Source organism: Metapseudomonas otitidis, assembly GCF_011397855.1.
GTDB lineage: Bacteria > Pseudomonadota > Gammaproteobacteria > Pseudomonadales > Pseudomonadaceae > Metapseudomonas > Metapseudomonas otitidis.
Map to the genome: position 1 here is coordinate 4737097 of NZ_AP022642.1, position 16767 is coordinate 4753863.

Annotated in this window: 17 protein-coding genes; 14 read left to right on the forward strand and 3 right to left on the reverse strand. The window is 67.5% G+C overall.

Annotation, left to right across the window (positions count from 1 at the left end):
- Nucleotides 1-30: 30 nt before the first annotated feature.
- From dapC to PotMrB4_RS21910, 7 genes are all read left to right on the forward strand, one after another.
- Nucleotides 31-1227 carry a succinyldiaminopimelate transaminase gene (gene dapC / locus PotMrB4_RS21880; protein ID WP_172434462.1) on the forward strand — a complete coding sequence of 399 codons (1197 nt, stop codon included), beginning with the start codon at nt 31-33 and terminating at the stop codon, nt 1225-1227.
- 160 nt (nt 1228-1387) lie between these two features.
- The gene (locus PotMrB4_RS21885) at nt 1388-1774 is read left to right on the forward strand and encodes a hypothetical protein (protein WP_044414394.1); all 387 of its coding nucleotides are present in this window, start codon (nt 1388-1390) and stop codon (nt 1772-1774) included.
- 10 nt (nt 1775-1784) lie between these two features.
- The gene (locus PotMrB4_RS21890) at nt 1785-2006 is read left to right on the forward strand and encodes a hypothetical protein (RefSeq protein WP_142015243.1); all 222 of its coding nucleotides are present in this window, start codon (nt 1785-1787) and stop codon (nt 2004-2006) included.
- A 98-nt stretch (nt 2007-2104) separates the two neighbouring features.
- Nucleotides 2105-2452: an ArsC family reductase gene (locus PotMrB4_RS21895; RefSeq protein WP_172434463.1), complete on the forward strand. Its 348-nt coding sequence runs from the start codon at nt 2105-2107 to the stop codon at nt 2450-2452.
- A gap of 85 nt (nt 2453-2537) precedes the next feature.
- Nucleotides 2538-3572, forward strand: a complete 1035-nt coding sequence (gene dapD, locus PotMrB4_RS21900; protein ID WP_172434464.1) for a 2,3,4,5-tetrahydropyridine-2,6-dicarboxylate N-succinyltransferase — start codon at nt 2538-2540, stop codon at nt 3570-3572.
- An 86-nt stretch (nt 3573-3658) separates the two neighbouring features.
- The gene (locus PotMrB4_RS21905) at nt 3659-4861 is read left to right on the forward strand and encodes an aminotransferase class V-fold PLP-dependent enzyme (protein ID WP_172434465.1); all 1203 of its coding nucleotides are present in this window, start codon (nt 3659-3661) and stop codon (nt 4859-4861) included.
- Nucleotides 4858-5262 carry a SufE family protein gene (locus PotMrB4_RS21910; RefSeq protein WP_172434466.1) on the forward strand — a complete coding sequence of 135 codons (405 nt, stop codon included), beginning with the start codon at nt 4858-4860 and terminating at the stop codon, nt 5260-5262. The genes PotMrB4_RS21905 and PotMrB4_RS21910 overlap by 4 nt, the downstream gene beginning before the upstream one ends.
- A gap of 277 nt (nt 5263-5539) precedes the next feature.
- Here the strand turns inward: PotMrB4_RS21910 and tcdA are convergent, their stop codons facing one another.
- Complete coding sequence (gene tcdA / locus PotMrB4_RS21915) at nt 5540-6340, reverse strand: tRNA cyclic N6-threonylcarbamoyladenosine(37) synthase TcdA (RefSeq protein WP_172434467.1); 801 nt, start codon at nt 6338-6340, stop codon at nt 5540-5542.
- Between the two features lie 148 nt (nt 6341-6488).
- Here tcdA and PotMrB4_RS21920 point away from each other — a divergent pair, with 148 nt between their 5' ends.
- From PotMrB4_RS21920 to bfr, 7 genes are all read left to right on the forward strand, one after another.
- Nucleotides 6489-7637, forward strand: coding sequence for an iron-containing alcohol dehydrogenase (locus tag PotMrB4_RS21920; protein ID WP_172434468.1), 1149 nt, complete (start codon nt 6489-6491; stop codon nt 7635-7637).
- A 201-nt stretch (nt 7638-7838) separates the two neighbouring features.
- Complete coding sequence (locus PotMrB4_RS21925) at nt 7839-10433, forward strand: glycosyltransferase (RefSeq protein WP_172434469.1); 2595 nt, start codon at nt 7839-7841, stop codon at nt 10431-10433.
- 90 nt (nt 10434-10523) lie between these two features.
- Nucleotides 10524-11663, forward strand: coding sequence for a succinyl-diaminopimelate desuccinylase (dapE, locus tag PotMrB4_RS21930; RefSeq protein ID WP_142015219.1), 1140 nt, complete (start codon nt 10524-10526; stop codon nt 11661-11663).
- A 2-nt stretch (nt 11664-11665) separates the two neighbouring features.
- Nucleotides 11666-12469 (forward strand): putative RNA methyltransferase, encoded by an 804-nt coding sequence (locus tag PotMrB4_RS21935; RefSeq protein WP_044414414.1) that lies wholly within the window; start codon nt 11666-11668, stop codon nt 12467-12469.
- Between the two features lie 97 nt (nt 12470-12566).
- Complete coding sequence (locus PotMrB4_RS21940) at nt 12567-12938, forward strand: hypothetical protein (protein WP_172434470.1); 372 nt, start codon at nt 12567-12569, stop codon at nt 12936-12938.
- A 241-nt stretch (nt 12939-13179) separates the two neighbouring features.
- Entirely contained in the window at nt 13180-13398 is a 219-nt protein-coding gene (locus PotMrB4_RS21945) for a bacterioferritin-associated ferredoxin (protein WP_044414418.1), read from the forward strand.
- Nucleotides 13399-13593: 195 nt separating this feature from the next.
- Nucleotides 13594-14064: a bacterioferritin gene (gene bfr / locus PotMrB4_RS21950; RefSeq protein WP_044414420.1), complete on the forward strand. Its 471-nt coding sequence runs from the start codon at nt 13594-13596 to the stop codon at nt 14062-14064.
- Between the two features lie 58 nt (nt 14065-14122).
- Here bfr and grxD read toward each other — a convergent pair whose 3' ends face one another.
- Together grxD and PotMrB4_RS21960 are read right to left on the reverse strand one after the other, a co-directional pair.
- Nucleotides 14123-14449 (reverse strand): Grx4 family monothiol glutaredoxin, encoded by a 327-nt coding sequence (grxD, locus tag PotMrB4_RS21955; RefSeq protein ID WP_044414422.1) that lies wholly within the window; start codon nt 14447-14449, stop codon nt 14123-14125.
- Between the two features lie 96 nt (nt 14450-14545).
- Nucleotides 14546-16654: a molybdopterin oxidoreductase family protein gene (locus tag PotMrB4_RS21960; protein ID WP_172434471.1), complete on the reverse strand. Its 2109-nt coding sequence runs from the start codon at nt 16652-16654 to the stop codon at nt 14546-14548.
- Nucleotides 16655-16767: the final 113 nt, after the last annotated feature.

Below are 16767 nucleotides of genomic sequence, written 5' to 3' on the forward strand. Positions count from 1 at the left end.
CGCGCCCGACCGCACCACCAGGAACCGCACATGAACGACGCCCTGAACCAGCTGCAGCCCTACCCCTTCGAAAAGCTCCGCGCCCTGCTCGCCGGCGCCCAGCCCCCGGCCGACCGCGCGCCCATCGCCCTCTCCATCGGCGAGCCCAAGCACCGCTCCCCGGACTTCGTCGCCAAGGCCCTGGCCGACAACCTCGACCAGCTCGCCGTCTACCCCACCACCCTGGGCATCCCCGCCCTGCGCGAAGCCATCGCCGCCTGGTGCGAGCGCCGCTTCAAGGTGCCTGCCGGCTGGCTCGATGCCGCGCGCCACGTGCTGCCGGTCAACGGCACCCGCGAAGCGCTGTTCGCCTTCACCCAGGCCGTGGTCAACCGCGCCGACAAGGGCCTGGTGGTCAGCCCGAACCCCTTCTATCAGATCTACGAAGGCGCAGCCCTGCTGGCCGGAGCCGAGCCCCACTACCTGCCCTGCGAGGCGGAAAACGGCTTCAACCCCGACTTCGACGCCGTGCCGGTCGAGGTGTGGAAACGCTGCCAGATCCTCTTCCTCTGCTCCCCGGGCAACCCCACCGGTGCCCTGGTACCGGTGGAGCAACTGAAGAAGCTGATCGCCCTGGCCGACGAGCATGACTTCGTCATCGCCGCCGACGAGTGCTACAGCGAGCTGTACTTCGACGAAGCCAACCCGCCGGCCGGCCTGCTCACCGCCTGCGCCGAGCTGGGCCGCAGCGACTTCGCCCGCTGTGTGGTGTTCCACAGCCTGTCCAAGCGCTCCAACCTGCCGGGCCTGCGCTCCGGCTTCGTCGCCGGTGACGCCACCATCCTCAAGGCCTTCCTGCTGTACCGCACCTACCACGGTTGCGCCATGCCCGTGCAGACCCAGCTGGCCAGCGTCGCCGCCTGGAACGACGAGGCCCACGTGCGCGCCAACCGCGACCTGTACCGCGAGAAGTACGACGCCGTGCTCGACATCCTCGGCGGCGTGCTTGACGTGCAGCGCCCGGACGGCGGCTTCTACCTCTGGGCCAAGACCCCGGTGGATGACACGACCTTCACCCGCGAACTCTTCGCCCGCGAGCACGTCACCGTGGTGCCCGGCTCCTACCTCTCCCGCGAAGTGAATGGCGTCAACCCGGGCGCCGGCCGCGTGCGCATGGCCCTGGTCGCCCCGCTGGCCGAGTGCATCGAAGCCGCCGAACGCATCCGCCGCTTCGTCCGCAGCCTCTGACCCGACCGCCCGGTCATCAACCGGGCCAGTGTCACAAAGCGGGACATCCGGGCTTGCCTCCAGGCGCCCGGACCCCGACTATCCGAGCGTTCATCCAGGGACGGATGGGCAAGCAGCCCCGGCAGATGCCGGGTGCAGCCACCATGGAACGGGAGTCAGCATGAAAGTCTTCGAAGTCACCATCACCGTCGGCGGCGCCGTCGGCCACATCATCATCGGCGGCGGCATCTTCAACGCCAAGGTGCGCGACACCAGCAACAACCGCACCTCGCTCTACACCATCTACATGGCCGGCATCGGCGTTGGCCTGCCCGCCTTCCGCGCTACCTCCAGCACCTTCCGTTTCACCGATGACGACAGCAAGTCCTCCGATAGCTTCGAGGGCTACGGCTACATGGGCGGCGTCTCCGTGGAGGCCGGTGCCGGCGTCAAGATCGGCGGCGGCATCAAGATCCCCAACGGCCCGCTGATACCCACCACCGTTTCCACCGACTACGGCGGCGTCGACATCAGCGTGTCCCACAACGTCACCCGCTGGGCGCTGTGAAGGAGGCTGCATGGACCTCGCACTCAGACTGATCATCGCCGCGCTGTTCCTGGCCCTGGCGCTTTACCTGCTGCTACGTCCGGCCCAGGCCGGCGCCGCGCTGGCGCGGTTCTATGGGCGCTACCCGCTGGTGCGCCTGGCACCGACCGAGCAGCTCGCCTCGCGCCCCGCCCTGCTGCGCCTGCTGGGGCTGGGTCTGGCTGTGCTGGGCGCCGCTGCCCTGCTCCTGTAGCACGCTCCCACGCGGCGCCGGGCGTGGCATAATCGCCGACCGACGCCGCGCGGCCCCTCGCCGCGCGCCCCATGGCCCACCGCGAACCGAGCTGCTCAATGACCATTACCCTCTATGGCATCAAGGCCTGCGACACCATGAAGAAAGCCCGCACCTGGCTCGACGAGCAGGGCGTGAGCTACGCCTTCCACGACTACAAGACCGCCGCCATCGACCGCGCCAGCCTGAAGAAATGGTGCGAAGAGCATGGCTGGGAAACCGTGCTGAACCGCGCCGGCACCACCTTCCGCAAGCTCGACGACGCGCAGAAGGCCGACCTCGACCAGGCCAAGGCCATCGACCTGATGCTGGCCCAGCCCTCGATGATCAAGCGCCCGGTGCTCGACCTCGGTGACCGCACCCTGGTCGGCTTCAAGCCGGACCTCTACGCCGCTGCGCTCAAGTAACCCCGAACACCGAACGGACGTCCGACAGCCAGGCACGCGACCGGCAGCGGGCGTCCGAACCACCCTTTCAGAACGAGGAATGTCCATGTCCCACGCACTCTTCAGCATCGCCTTCGGCGTTGGCACCCAGAACCGCCAGGGCAACTGGCTGGAAGTCTTCTACGCACAGCCGCTGCTCAAGCCCACCGAAGCACTGGTCGCCGCCGTGGCCCCGCAGCTCGGCTACACCGGCGGCAACCAGGCCATCGCCCTCAGCAACACCCAGGCCGCCGACCTGGCCAGCGCCCTGAAAGAGATCGACGCCGCCCAGGCCGCCCTGCTGACCCGCCTGGCCGAGAGCCACAAGCCGCTGGTCGCCACCCTGCTGGCCGAAGATGCCGCGCTGACCTCCACCCCCGAGGCCTACCTCAAGCTGCACCTGCTCTCCCACCGCCTGGTCAAGCCCCACGGCCTGAACCTCACCGGCATCTTCCCGCTGCTGCCCAACGTGGCCTGGACCAGCGAAGGCGCCGTGGACCTGGCCGAACTGGCCGAGCGCCAGCTGGAAGCCCGCCTGAAGGGCAACCTGCTGGAAGTATTCTCCGTGGACAAGTTCCCGAAAATGACCGACTACGTCGTCCCCGCCGGCGTGCGCATCGCCGACAGCGCCCGCGTACGCCTGGGCGCCTACATCGGTGAAGGCACCACCGTGATGCACGAAGGCTTCGTCAACTTCAACGGCGGCACCGAAGGCCCGGGCATGATCGAAGGCCGCGTCTCCGCAGGCGTCTTCGTCGGCAAAGGCTCCGACCTGGGTGGCGGCTGCTCCACCATGGGCACCCTCTCCGGTGGCGGCAACATCGTCATCTCCGTGGGTGAAGGCTGCCTGATCGGCGCCAACGCCGGCATCGGCATCCCGCTGGGCGACCGCAACATCGTCGAGGCCGGCCTGTACATCACCGCCGGCACCAAGGTCGCCCTGCTGGACGACCAGAACGCCCTGGTGAAAGTGGTCAAGGCACGCGACCTGGCCGGCCAGCCCGACCTGCTGTTCCGTCGCAACTCGCAGAACGGTGCCGTCGAGTGCAAGACCAACAAGACAGCCATTGAGCTGAACGAAGCCCTCCACGCCCACAACTAAGCTGCACAGGGAAGCCGGCGTCGGACGCTCCACAGCCTCCGGCACCGGCTTTTCACTTCCCGCCGTCCGGCTTCAGGCCCATCGTCATGCTCCCATCTCCCTGGCGCTCCGACTTCCCCGCCCTCTCGGCCCTAGACGCCGAGGGCCAGACCTACCTGGACAGCGCCGCCACCTCGCAGAAGCCCCAGGCGGTGCTGGATGCGCTGCTCGGCTACTACGCCAGCGGTGCCGCCAACGTGCACCGAGCCCAGCACCTGCCGGGTGAGCGCGCCACCCGCGCCTTCGAAGGCAGCCGCACCCGCGTTGCCCAGTGGCTGAATGCCGAGCACCCGGCGCAGATCGTCTTCACCCGGGGCACCACCGAAGCGCTCAACCTCCTGGCCTACGGACTGGAGCAGCAGTTCCGGCCGGGCGAGCGCATCATCATCAGCGCCCTGGAGCACCACGCCAACCTGCTGCCCTGGCAGCAACTGGCCCGCCGTCGCCAGCTCGAGCTGGTGGTGCTGCCGTTGGATGCACGGGGTGACATCGACCTCGACCAGGCCCGCCAGCTGATCGACTCGCGCACCCGCCTGCTGGCCGTCAGCCAGCTGTCCAACGTGCTCGGCCGCTGGCAGCCCCTCGGCAAGCTGCTGGCCATGGCCCGCCAGCAAGGCGCGCTGACCGTGGTGGATGGCGCCCAGGGAATAGTCCATGGGCGGCACGACGTGCAGGCCCTGAGCTGCGACTTCTATGTGTTCTCCGGGCACAAGCTCTACGGCCCGGAAGGCGTCGGCGTGCTCTACGGTCGCACCGAGGCCCTGGCCCGCCTGGCCCATTGGCAGTTCGGTGGCGAGATGGTGCGCCGTGCGGGCTACCACGATGCCGACTTCCACGACGCCCCGCTGGGCTTCGAGGCCGGCACCCCGGCGATTGCCTCGGTGATCGGCCTCGGCGCCGCGCTGGACTACCTCGGCAGCCTCGACGCCGCAGCGGTCAGCGGCCACGAGACGGTGCTCCACGCCAAGCTGATGGCCGGCCTTGCCGCCCGCGACGGCGTGCGCCTGGTGGGCGAGCCCCAGGTGGCGCTGGCCTGCTTCAGCGTCGATGGCGTGCACAACGCCGACCTCGCCCACCTGCTCACCGAACAGGGCATCGCCGTGCGCGCCGGTCACCACTGCGCCATGCCGCTGTACCAGGGGCTCGGGCTCAGCGGCGCGATCCGCGTGTCCCTCGGCCTCTACAACGACGGCGCTGACGTGGAGCGCTTCCTCTCAGCCCTGGACAAGGCCCTGGAGCTGCTGCGATGAACCTTCCCCCCCAAGCCACCGAAGCCCTGGCAGCCTTCGGCGCCGCCGGCAGCTGGGAACAGCGCGCGCGCCTGCTGATGCAATGGGGTGAACGCCTGGAGCCCCTGAGCGACATCGAGCGCAGCGAAGCCAACCGCGTGCACGGCTGCGAAAGCCAGGTCTGGCTGGTGGAGGAGATAAAGGAAGGGCACCGCCACTTCCGCGCCGCCAGCGATGCGCGGCTGATCCGTGGCCTGCTGGCCGTGCTGCTGGCGCGGGTCCAGGGCCTGGCGCGGGAGGAGCTGGCCACGCTGGACCTCAGCGACTGGTTCACCCAGCTCGGCCTCTCCCGCCAGCTCTCACCGTCCCGCACCAACGGCCTCAACGCCGTGCTCGACAGGATGCGCAAGGCCGCACCGTGAAGGGCGGGTTAATGAATCCGCTCGCGCCTGTAGGAGCGAGCTCTGCTCGCGAAGCCTCCGGCCCGGTTGCCCGGGCTTCAGCCCGGTAGCGGCGTGGCACGTCCCGGACTGAAGTCCAGGCTACATCAGGCTCACCCATGCGGCTGCGCATGACTCCGATGGTGGGCTGAAGCGGAACGCCGCCCGGCCCACCCTACGGGGAATGCCCCTGAACCGCGTGGTACCACCCGGTAGAAGAAGCGAATTCATTCGCGAAACAGCTCCCGGTGCAAACGTGCTAGCCCGCAGTCCGCTCCGACGGCCGCCGCGCACCGGCCACCAGCTTGTCCACCGTCTTCGCTGCCGCAACCATGCCGAAGCTGGCGGTGACCATCATCACCGCGCCAAAGCCGCCGGCGCAGTCCAGCTTCACGCCTTCCCCCACGAAGCTCTTCTGCTGGCACACCGAGCCATCGGGCTTGGGGTAGCGCAGCTGCTCGGTGGAGAACACGCAGGGCACGCTGTAGGTGCGCCCCGGCGTGCGGGAGAAGTTGTAGTCGCGGCGCAGCATGGAGCGCACCTTGGCCGCCAGCGGGTCATTGAAGGTCTTGTTCAGGTCGGTGACCTGGATCTGCGTCGGGTCCACCTGGCCGCCGGCGCCGCCGGTGGTGACGATCTGGATCTTGCGCCGCTTGCACCAGGCGATCAGCGCCGCCTTGGCCGCCACGCTGTCGATGCAGTCGATCACCGCGTCCAGCTCCACAGTAATGTACTCGGCCATGGTCTCGCGGGTGACAAAGTCGGCTACCGCATGAACCACACAGGCCGGGTTGATGGCGCGGATGCGCTCGGCCATCACCTCCACCTTGGCCTTGCCGACACTACCGGCGATGGCATGCACCTGGCGGTTGGTGTTGGTGATGCAGACGTCGTCGAGGTCGAACAGGGAAATCTCCCCGACCCCGGAGCGTGCCAGCGCTTCGGCCGCCCAGGAACCGACGCCGCCGATGCCGACCACGGCCACATGGGCGGCCTGCAGGCGCGCGAAGCCTTCCTGGCCGTAGAGGCGGGCGATACCGCCGAATCGTTCGTCTGTCATCTCGTCACTCCGTCGCCCACCGGCGGGCGGCGCGCATTATAGGAAGGGCCCCGCTCCGCCCCAAGCCCATCCCGGCTGAATGGCAGCCCATAGATTCGCCCTGGGTCGGCCGACGCTATAGTCCCTGCACACCGACAGGGGGAGTCCCATGCGCAACTTCACCTTCTACAACCCGACCCGCATCCACTTCGGCGAAGGCCAGATCGCCAAGCTGTCCCGGGAGATTCCCGCCGGCAGCCGGGTGCTGGTCACCCACGGCGGCGGCAGCATCTTCCAGAACGGCGTGTGGCAGCAGGTGGAGCAGGCGTTGGCCGGCTACAGCCTGGTACGCTTCGCCGGCATCGAGCCCAACCCGCAGTTCGACACCCTGGTGCGCGCCGTCGAACTGGCCCGCCAGGAGCAGTGCGACTTCATCCTCGCGGTGGGTGGCGGTTCGGTGATCGACGGCAGCAAGTTCATCGCCGCCGCCCTCTGCCATGACGGCGACCCGCTGGACCTGCTCACCGGCACCCGCGCCCAGGCCGCCGTGCCGCTGGGCTGCGTGCTGACGCTGGCGGCCACCGGCTCGGAGAGCAATCCGCACGGCGTGGTCACCCACGTCGCCCGCCAGGAGAAGCTGCCCTTCTCCAGCCCGCTGCTGTACCCCCGCTTCGCCATCCTCGACCCGCGCACCACCTTCAGCCTGCCGCCCCGGCAGATCGGCAACGGCGTGGTGGACGCCTTCGTCCACACCCTGGAGCAGTACCTCACCTACCCCGCCGACGCGCCCCTGCAGGACCGCCAGGCCGAAGGTCTGCTGCTGACCCTGATCGAGGAAGGCCCCAAGGCCCTGGCCAACCCCGAGGACTACGCCGTACGCGCCAACCTCATGTGGTGCGCCACCCAGGCCCTGAACGGCCTGCTCGGCTGTGGCGTCCCCCAGGACTGGGCGACCCACATGATCGGCCACGAACTCACCGCCCTCTATCACCTGGACCACGCTCAGACCCTGGCCGTGGTGCTGCCCGCGCTGCTGGACGAACGCCGCGACGCCAAGCGCGAGAAGCTGCTGCAGTATGCCGAGCGGGTCTGGGGGCTGAGCGGTGACGAGGCGGCGCGCATCGACGGTGCCATCCATGCCACCCGTGCCTTCTTCGAGCGCATGGACGTGCCCACCCGCCTGGCCGACCATGGCCTCGACGCCGACGCCATTCCCCGCGTCCTGGCCCAGCTGGAACGCCACGGCATGACCGCCCTTGGCGAGCGTCGCGACCTGGACCTGGCGGCCAGCGAACGCATCCTGCTGAAGGCGCTCTGACCCCCTTCGCAGCGGTGCCGCGCACACCGCTGCGAAACTTCCGCAGGCGCCGAAGGACAAAGGGTTTGTGCGGCGACGGAGCGGTACGTCTATCGTTCGTACACAATCTATACAGTCGCCGGACGCCGGAGTAGCATGCGCGCCGACCAGCGCTCGCTGGCGCTATCTCCCCCGTTCCACGCTTCGGAACCCGAAATCCCTATGTCATCGCGTAAATTTGGTCTCAACCTGGTGGTCTTCGTGGCGGTCGCCGCGTTGTTCACCGGACTCTGGGCGCTCTATAACCGTCCGGTCAGCGCGCCCGACTGGCCTGAACAGATCTCCGGCTACTCCTACTCGCCGTTCCGCGCGGACCAGAACCCGCAGCAGAACCGCTACCCCACCGACGAGCAGATCCGTGAAGACCTGGAGCTGCTGAGCAAGCAGACCGACAACATCCGCACCTACTCGGTGGACGGCACCCTGGCGGACATCCCCCGCATCGCCGAGGAATTCGGCCTCCGCGTGACCCTCGGTATCTGGATCAGCCCGGACGAAGCACGCAACGAGCGCGAGATCACCAAGGCCATCGAGATCGCCAACACCTCCCGCAGCGTCGTTCGCGTGGTGGTGGGCAACGAAGCCCTGTTCCGCCGCGAGATCAGCCGCAAGGACCTCTCCGCCTACCTCGACCGCGTACGCGCCGCCGTGAAGGTTCCGGTGACCACCTCCGAGCAGTGGCACATCTGGCTGAAATACCCGGAGCTGGCCAACCACGTCGACCTCATCGCCTCCCACGTCCTGCCCTACTGGGAGTTCATCCCCATGCAGGACTCCACCCAGTTCGTGCTGGAGCGCGCCAAGGACCTGAAGAAGGCCTTCCCGAAGAAGCCGCTGCTGCTGTCCGAAGTGGGCTGGCCGAGCAACGGCCGCATGCGCGGCGGCGCCGACGCCACCCAGGCCGACCAGGCCATCTACCTGCGCACCCTGGTCAACGCCCTCAACGCCCAGGGCTACAACTACTTCGTAATCGAGGCCTTCGACCAGCCGTGGAAGGCCAGTGACGAAGGCTCCGTGGGCGCCTACTGGGGCGTCTACAACCTCGACCGCCAGCCCAAGTTCAACTTCGAAGGCCCGGTGATCGCCATCCCGCAATGGCGCATGCTCGCCGTCGCCTCGGTGGTCATGGCCCTGCTGGCCCTGGCCCTGACCCTGATCGACGGCAGCGCCCTGCGCCAGCGCGGTCGCACCTTCCTCACCTTCGTCGCCTTCGCCGGTGGTTCCGCCCTGGTGTGGATCGCCTACGACTACAGCCAGCAGTACAGCACCTGGTTCAGCATGACCGTCGGCGTGCTGCTGGGCATCGGCGCCCTGGGCGTGTTCATCGTGTTGCTCACCGAGGCCCACGAGCTGGCCGAGGCCGTGTGGGTCCGCGCCCGTCGTCGGCCGTTCATGCCGGTGCTGGCCGACAGCGCCTACCGTCCCAAGGTCTCCATCCACGTGCCCTGCTACAACGAGCCGCCGGAGATGGTGAAGCAGACCCTCGACGCCCTGGCCAACCTCGACTATCCGGACTTCGAAGTCCTGATCATCGACAACAACACCAAGGACCCGGCCGTGTGGGAGCCGGTGCAGGCCTATTGCGAACAGCTCGGCCCGCGCTTCCGCTTCTTCCACGTGGCTCCGCTGGCCGGCTTCAAGGGCGGCGCGCTGAACTACATCCTGCCGCACACCGCCCCGGACGCCGAGGTGGTCGCGGTGATCGACTCGGACTACTGCGTCAACCGCAACTGGCTGAAGCACATGGTCCCGCACTTCGCTGACCCGTCCATCGCCGTGGTCCAGTCCCCGCAGGACTACCGCGACGGCAACGAGAACACCTTCAAGAAGCTCTGCTACGCCGAGTACAAGGGCTTCTTCCACATCGGCATGGTGACCCGCAACGACCGCAACGCGATCATCCAGCACGGCACCATGACCATGATCCGCCGCAGCGTGATGGACGAACTGCAGTGGGCTGACTGGACCATCTGCGAGGACGCCGAGCTGGGCCTGCGCGTGTTCGAGAAGGGCTACGCCGCCGCCTACGCCCACGACAGCTTCGGCCAGGGCCTGATGCCCGACACCTTCATCGACTACAAGAAGCAGCGCTTCCGCTGGGCCTACGGCGCCATCCAGATCATGAAGGGCCACGTCCGCAGCCTGTTCATGGGCAAGGACTCCGAGCTCAAGCGCGGTCAGCGCTACCACTTCATCGCCGGCTGGCTGCCGTGGATCGCCGATGGCCTGAACATCTTCTTCACCATCGGTGCCCTGCTCTGGTCGGCCGCGATGATCATCGTGCCGCAACGGGTCGACCCGCCGCTGCTGATCTTCGCCATCCCGCCGCTGACGCTGTTCTTCTTCAAGCTCGGCAAGATCGTGTTCCTCTACCAGCGTGCGGTGGGGGTCAACCTGAAGGACGCCTTCTGTGCCGCCATCGCCGGCCTGGCGCTGTCGCACACCATCGCCAAGGCGGTGCTGTACGGGTTCTTCACCAAGACCATCCCGTTCTTCCGTACGCCGAAGATGCGCACCAACCACGGTCTGCTGATGGCCCTGGCCGAAGCCCGCGAGGAAGTGTTCATCATGCTGCTGCTGTGGGGGGCCGCCATCGGCATCGCCATCGTGCAGGGCCTGCCCAGCTCCGACGTGAAGTTCTGGGTCGCCACCCTGCTGGTGCAGTCGCTGCCCTACGCTGCCGCGCTGGTCATGGCACTGCTGTCATCGGCGCCGAAACCGGTGGTGGCCGAGCAGCCCCAACCCGCCGCGGCCTGACCTCCGCGAGCGTCCTAAACGGCGGCCAATGGCCGCCGTTTATGTTTTAAGATGTCGCCCTTTTCCGCCTTGCCGCCCCGGAGCCCCTGCATGACCGCCCTCTCCCCCACCCTGGAACTCGCCTGCGACCTGATCCGCCGCCCGTCGGTCACCCCGGTCGACGAAGGCTGCCAGGACCTGATGATGCGCCGCCTGGAAGCCGCCGGCTTCCGCATCGAACGCATGCGCATCGAAGAGGTGGAGAACTTCTGGGCGATCCGTGGCGGCGAGGGCCCGGTGCTGTGCTTCGCCGGCCACACCGACGTGGTGCCCACCGGTCCGGTGCAGGCCTGGCAACACCAGCCGTTCGAGGCCCTGGTGGACGAGCACGGCATGCTCTGCGGCCGTGGCGCCGCCGACATGAAGGGCAGCCTGGCCGCCATGGTGGTGGCGGTGGAGCGCTTCGTTGCCGAGCACCCGGACCACAAGGGCGCCATCGCCTTCCTCATCACCAGCGACGAGGAAGGCCCGGCGCATCATGGCACCAAGGCCGTGGTGGAACGCCTGGCCGCCCGTGGCGAGCGCCTGGACTGGTGCATCGTCGGCGAGCCCTCCAGCACCACCCTGGTGGGCGACGTGGTGAAGAACGGCCGTCGTGGCTCTCTCGGCGCCACCCTCACCGTGCGCGGCGTGCAGGGCCACGTGGCCTACCCGCACCTGGCGAAGAACCCGATCCACCTGGCCGCCCCGGCGCTGGCCGAACTGGCGGCGGAGCACTGGGACGACGGCAACGCCTTCTTCCCGCCCACCAGCTTCCAGGTCTCCAACCTCAATGCCGGCACCGGCGCGACCAACGTCATTCCCGGTGAACTGAAGGCGGTGTTCAACTTCCGCTTCTCCACCGAATCCACCGTCGAAGGCCTGCAGCAGCGGGTCAACGCCATCCTCGACAAGCACGGCCTGGACTACCACGTGGAGTGGGCCCTGTCCGGCCTGCCGTTCCTCACCGAACCTGGCGAGCTGCTGGACGCGGTCGCCGCCAGCATCAAGGCCGTGACCGGCCGCGAGACCACGCCCTCCACCAGCGGCGGCACCTCCGATGGCCGCTTCATCGCCACCATGGGTACCCAGGTGGTGGAACTCGGCCCGGTCAACGCCACCATCCACCAGGTCAACGAGCGCGTCCTGGCCAGCGACCTGGACCTGCTGACCGACATCTACCAACAGACCCTCGTCCGCCTGCTGGCCTGATCATGCTCACCTGCCCCCTCTGCCAGGGCGCCCTGACGGCGCTCGACAACGGCGTCGCCTGCCCCGCCGGCCACCGCTTCGACCGCGCCCGCCAGGGCTACCTCAACCTGCTGCCGGTGCAGCACAAGAAGAGCCGCGACCCGGGCGACAACGCCGCCATGGTGGAAGCCCGTCGGCGCTTCCTCGATGGCGGCCACTACGCACCCCTGGCCCGCCGCCTGGCGGAACTGGCGGCCGAGCGCCAGCCAGGCCGCTGGCTCGACATCGGCTGTGGCGAGGGCTACTACACCGCTCAGCTCGCCGACGCCCTGCCGGAAGCCGACGGCTACGCGCTGGACATCTCCCGCGAGGCGGTCAAACGTGCCTGCCGCCGTACACCCAACCTCACCTGGCTGGTGGCGAGCATGGCCCGCGTGCCACTGGCCGACGCCAGCTGCCAGTTGCTGGCCAGCGTCTTCAGCCCGCTGGACTGGCAGGAAGCGCAGCGCCTGCTGGCCCCAGGCGGCGGCCTGCTGCGCATGGGCCCGACCCGCGGCCATCTGATGCAGCTGCGCGAGCGCATCTACGACGAGGTGCGCGACTACGACGACCAGAAGCACCTGGCGCTGATTCCCGCCGGCATGGCCCTGGCCCACAGCGAAACCCTGGAATACACCCTGCACCTGGACAGCGCCGAGGCCCGTGCCGACCTGCTGGCAATGACGCCCCACGGCTGGCGTGCCAGCGCCGAGCGCCGCGCTGCGGTGATCGCCGAACCGTTCGACGTGACGGTATCCATCCGCTACGACTGGATCGTCAAGGCCTAGCCCCGGCGGGCTCGAAATAGCGCCCACTCCCCCTTAAACTTGCAGCCTCACGAGTGACCGCCCCGCGCACCGGCCGGGGCCCCGCCAGGACCTTCCCATGCGCCAACCCGATATCGAGATCTACCTGAAGGACGCCGAACAGGACGCAGTCACCGCCTGGCTGACCGAAGCCATCGGTCCCTGCAGCGACTGGCAGGCGCGCGGCCAGACCTTCAAGTGCCGCGCGGGCGACATCCCGGTGACCTGGCTGCCCAAGGCCGTGGGCAAGTGGCACAGCCTCCTGCTGGAAAGCGATGCAACCCCCTGGGACAGCGACCTGGCCTGCGCCCAGGCGGCCCACCAGGCGCTGGGCGTGGAGATCCGCTGCGCCCCCGGCGGCTGGGACGAAGCCCAGGGCGAGGAAGATGCCGACCGCTGGTTCAAGGTCAATGCCGACGGCGTCAGCGAGATCACCTGGCGTACGGACTGACCCCTCCCGCTGCAGACGAACCCGGCCCCGGCCGGGTTCTTTCATTCCGGCCCCCTTACGCCGCCTTGTTCATGAAGCCTCTGCAGCCTCATCCCTGAATCAGCCGCTGCACATCGCCTTCAGATTCGACACCCCCTGCGTGAAATGACCTACACGCGGAGCAGACGGACGGACTTTGACAATCATTCTCATTCTAATTAGTATCGCCATCCATCGAAGCCAACCACAGGTGCCGGTCCCCATGTACGTCTGCCTCTGCCAAGGTGTCACCGACGGTCACATCCGCGAAGCGATCTACGAAGGTTGCTGCAGCTACCGTGAGATTCGCGAGACGCTCGGCGTCGGCACCCAGTGCGGCAAATGTGCCTGCCTGGCCAAGCAGGTGGTGCGTGAGACCCTCACCGAGGTCCAGAGCAGCCAGGCCGCCCTCGCCTACCCGGCCACTTTCGTACCGGCCTGAACACCCTCTTATGAAGAACCGGACCTCGAGTCCGGTTTTTTTATGCCCGTAAATCAAGCAGTTAGCGACAAGACGCGGACTTGAAGCGTTCGTATTCACATTCAAATTATCTTATATATCAAGCACTTACGTTGACACCTCAGCGGAACTGGTTAAAATTCCGTCACTCAACCCCTTGCGTGGCAGGACCCCCTCATGAAAGGCGACAAGAAAGTCATCCAGCATCTCAACAAGATCCTCGGCAACGAACTGGTGGCCATCAACCAGTACTTCCTGCACGCCCGGATGTACGAGGACTGGGGCCTGAAGAAGCTCGGCGAGCACGAGTACCACGAGTCCATCGACGAGATGAAGCACGCCGACAAGCTCATCAAGCGCATCCTCTTCCTGGAAGGCATCCCGAACCTTCAGGACCTGGGCAAGCTGATGATCGGCGAGAACACCAAGGAAATGCTCAGCAGCGACCTGAAGCTTGAGCACAACGCCCTGCCAGACCTGAAGGCCGCCATCGCCTACTGCGAAAGCGTCGGCGACTACGGCAGCCGCGAGCTGCTGGAAGACATCCTCGAGTCCGAGGAAGAGCACATCGACTGGCTGGAAACCCAGCTGGGCCTGATCGAGAAGGTCGGCCTGGAGAACTACCTGCAGTCGCAGATGGACGAGTAAGACACCCGCCCATGAAAAAGCCCCGCATCAGCGGGGCTTTTTCATTTCAGCGGGAGGCTCAGGCGCCGGCCTTGCTCACCGCATCCTTGATCAGTTGCTGCAACTCGCCCTTCTCGTACATCTCGACGAGGATGTCGCTGCCGCCGACCAGCTCACCCGCCACCCACAGCTGCGGGAAGGTCGGCCAGTTGGCGTACTTGGGCAGGTTGGCGCGGATTTCCGGGTTCTGCAGGATGTCGACGTAGGCGAACTTCTCGCCACAGCCCATCAGGACCTGGGCAGCACGGGCGGAGAAACCGCACTGGGGAGCATTGGGAGAGCCCTTCATGTACAGCAGGACGGTGTTGTTGGCGATCTGCTCTTTGATGGTTTCGATGATATCCATGGCTACCTCGGCTGAACTATCCGACTACAGGGTCGGCGCGGTGGCGGCATTGTAACGGAAGTCCGAGCATGTCGCTCGGACTTGCACTGGCACTTTTCAGGCCGCCACCACCTCCACCGGCACGCCATTCAGCGCGGCATTGCCGGACACGGCATCGAGGAACCGCTCGTCGGTCAGGTCATTGGCACTGGCCCCTGGCAACTCGGCGGCGATGGCCATCATCACACCGGGCCGCCCATGGCCCCAGCCGTGGGGCAGGCTCACCACGCCGGGCATCATCTCCAGGCTCGCGGCCACCTCCACTTCGATGCTGCCGACCCGCGAACGCACTCTCACCCGCTGACCATCGCTCAGCCCGCGCCGGGCGAGGTCGTCCGGGTGCATGAGCAGCTGGTGGCGCGGCTTGCCCTTCACCAGGCGGTGGTAGTTGTGCATCCAGGAGTTGTTGCTGCGGACATGCCGCCGGCCGATCAGCACCAGCTCGCCGGCCACTGGAGCGGGTTGCTCGGCGAAGCGCGCCAGGTCCTCCATGAACAGCGCCGGGTCGGCCACCACGCGACGCGCCTCGGTCTTGAGGCGGCCGGCCAGGTTCGGCTTGAGCGGCCCCAGGTCCAGCCCGTGGGGATGCTCCGCCAGGCGCTCGACGGAAAGCCCCCAGCTGGATCGCTCGCCATAGGGGCCGAAGCGCAGCCCCATGTCGATCATCTGCCGAGGCGGCAGGGTCGGCTTCAGCTCCACGCCGGTGCGCGCCGCGAAGGCCTTCGCCAGCCCGACGAAGATCTCCCAGTCATCCAGCGCACCAGCCGGCTTGGCCAGCACCGGCTCGTTGAAGCGGGTGACGTTGCGCACCGCGAACAGGTTGAAGGTGGTGTCGTAGTGGTCGTGCTCCAGCGGCGCGGTCGGCGGCAGGATCAGGTCGGCGTAGCGCGTCGTCTCGTTGATGTAGAGGTCGACGCTGACCATGAACTCCAGCCCGTCCAGCGCCTGCTCCAGGCGCCGCCCGTTGGGGGTGGAGAGCACCGGGTTGCCGGCCACGGTGACCAGGGCGCGGATCTGCCCTTCGCCTGGGGTCAGCATCTCCTCGGCCAGGGCCGAGACGGGCAGTTCGCCGCCGTACTCGGGCAACCCGGAAACGCGGCTGTGCCAGCGCCCGAAGTGGCCGCCGGAGGTGGTCGACACCAGGTCCACCGCCGGCTCGGTGCAGAGCACACCGCCGGCCTGGTCGAGGTTGCCGGTGACCAGGTTGATCACCTGGATCAGCCATTGGCACAGGCTGCCGAACGCCTGGGTGGACACGCCCATGCGCCCGTAGCACACCGCCCGTTCGGCAGCGGCGAAGTCGCGCGCCAACTGGCGGATCACCGAGGGCTCGATGCCGCAACGCGGCCCCATGGCCTCGGCGGTGAAGGCCACCACGGCCTGACGCACGGCGTCGAGGCCATCCACCGGCAGGTGTGTGGCCCGGCCGAGGCCCTCCTCGAACAAGGTGCTGAGCATGCCCAGCAGCAGGGCGGCGTCCTGGCCCGGCCGCACGAACAGGTGCTGGTCGGCGATGGCGGCCGTCTCGCTGCGCCGCGGGTCCACCACCACCAGGCGCCCGCCCCTGGCCTTGATCGCCTTCAAGCGCTTCTCCACGTCCGGCACCGTCATGATGCTGCCGTTGGAGGCCAGCGGATTGCCGCCGAGGATCAGCATGAAATCGGTGTGGTCGATGTCCGGGATCGGGATCAGCAGCCCGTGGCCGTACATCTGGTGGCTCACCAGGTGGTGGGGCAACTGGTCCACCGAGGTGGCAGAGAAGCGGTTGCGGGTCTTCAACAAGCCGAGGAAGTAGTTGCTGTGGGTCATCAGCCCGTAGTTGTGCACGCTGGGGTTGCCCTGGTACACGGCGACCGCCTGCTGCCCATGGCGGGCCTGGATATCGGCCAGTCGCTCGGCCACCAGCGCAAAAGCCTCGTCCCAGCCGATGGGCTGCCACTCGCTGCCCGCCCGGCGCATGGGCTGGCGCAGGCGATCAGGGTCGTTCTGGATGTCTTGCAGGGCCACGGCCTTGGGGCAGATATGCCCACGGCTGAAGCTGTCCTGCGGGTCGCCCTTGATGGAGAGGATGTGCCGCGAGCCGTCCGCCCGGTCCTCGGTTTCGATGGCCAGGCCGCAGATGGCCTCGCACAGGTGGCACGCACGGTAGTGAACGGACTTGGTCATGGCCTTGCCTCATGTTCTTGTTCGAGACGACCGGTCGGGTCGCAATCGCTGAACTATGGAAGCAGGGCTGCCGCTTGACCAGCGGCTTAAGCGATGTGAATCGGCAGGCATCA

Excerpts from the sequence above, each read along its gene's own strand:
- PotMrB4_RS21945 (WP_044414418.1), top strand. The coding sequence starts at position 13,180 with ATGTACGTCTGCCTCTGCCAAGGTGTCACCGACGGTCACATCCGCGAA.
- dapD (WP_172434464.1), top strand. The coding sequence starts at position 2,538 with ATGTCCCACGCACTCTTCAGCATCGCCTTCGGCGTTGGCACCCAGAAC.
- PotMrB4_RS21960 (WP_172434471.1), bottom strand. The coding sequence starts at position 16,654 with ATGACCAAGTCCGTTCACTACCGTGCGTGCCACCTGTGCGAGGCCATC.
- PotMrB4_RS21920 (WP_172434468.1), top strand. The coding sequence starts at position 6,489 with ATGCGCAACTTCACCTTCTACAACCCGACCCGCATCCACTTCGGCGAA.
- PotMrB4_RS21890 (WP_142015243.1), top strand. The coding sequence starts at position 1,785 with ATGGACCTCGCACTCAGACTGATCATCGCCGCGCTGTTCCTGGCCCTG.
- PotMrB4_RS21895 (WP_172434463.1), top strand. The coding sequence starts at position 2,105 with ATGACCATTACCCTCTATGGCATCAAGGCCTGCGACACCATGAAGAAA.
- PotMrB4_RS21910 (WP_172434466.1), top strand. The coding sequence starts at position 4,858 with ATGAACCTTCCCCCCCAAGCCACCGAAGCCCTGGCAGCCTTCGGCGCC.
- grxD (WP_044414422.1), bottom strand. The coding sequence starts at position 14,449 with ATGGATATCATCGAAACCATCAAAGAGCAGATCGCCAACAACACCGTC.
- dapE (WP_142015219.1), top strand. The coding sequence starts at position 10,524 with ATGACCGCCCTCTCCCCCACCCTGGAACTCGCCTGCGACCTGATCCGC.
- PotMrB4_RS21935 (WP_044414414.1), top strand. The coding sequence starts at position 11,666 with ATGCTCACCTGCCCCCTCTGCCAGGGCGCCCTGACGGCGCTCGACAAC.
- tcdA (WP_172434467.1), bottom strand. The coding sequence starts at position 6,340 with ATGACAGACGAACGATTCGGCGGTATCGCCCGCCTCTACGGCCAGGAA.
- bfr (WP_044414420.1), top strand. The coding sequence starts at position 13,594 with ATGAAAGGCGACAAGAAAGTCATCCAGCATCTCAACAAGATCCTCGGC.
- PotMrB4_RS21940 (WP_172434470.1), top strand. The coding sequence starts at position 12,567 with ATGCGCCAACCCGATATCGAGATCTACCTGAAGGACGCCGAACAGGAC.
- dapC (WP_172434462.1), top strand. The coding sequence starts at position 31 with ATGAACGACGCCCTGAACCAGCTGCAGCCCTACCCCTTCGAAAAGCTC.
- PotMrB4_RS21885 (WP_044414394.1), top strand. The coding sequence starts at position 1,388 with ATGAAAGTCTTCGAAGTCACCATCACCGTCGGCGGCGCCGTCGGCCAC.
- PotMrB4_RS21925 (WP_172434469.1), top strand. The coding sequence starts at position 7,839 with ATGTCATCGCGTAAATTTGGTCTCAACCTGGTGGTCTTCGTGGCGGTC.
- PotMrB4_RS21905 (WP_172434465.1), top strand. The coding sequence starts at position 3,659 with ATGCTCCCATCTCCCTGGCGCTCCGACTTCCCCGCCCTCTCGGCCCTA.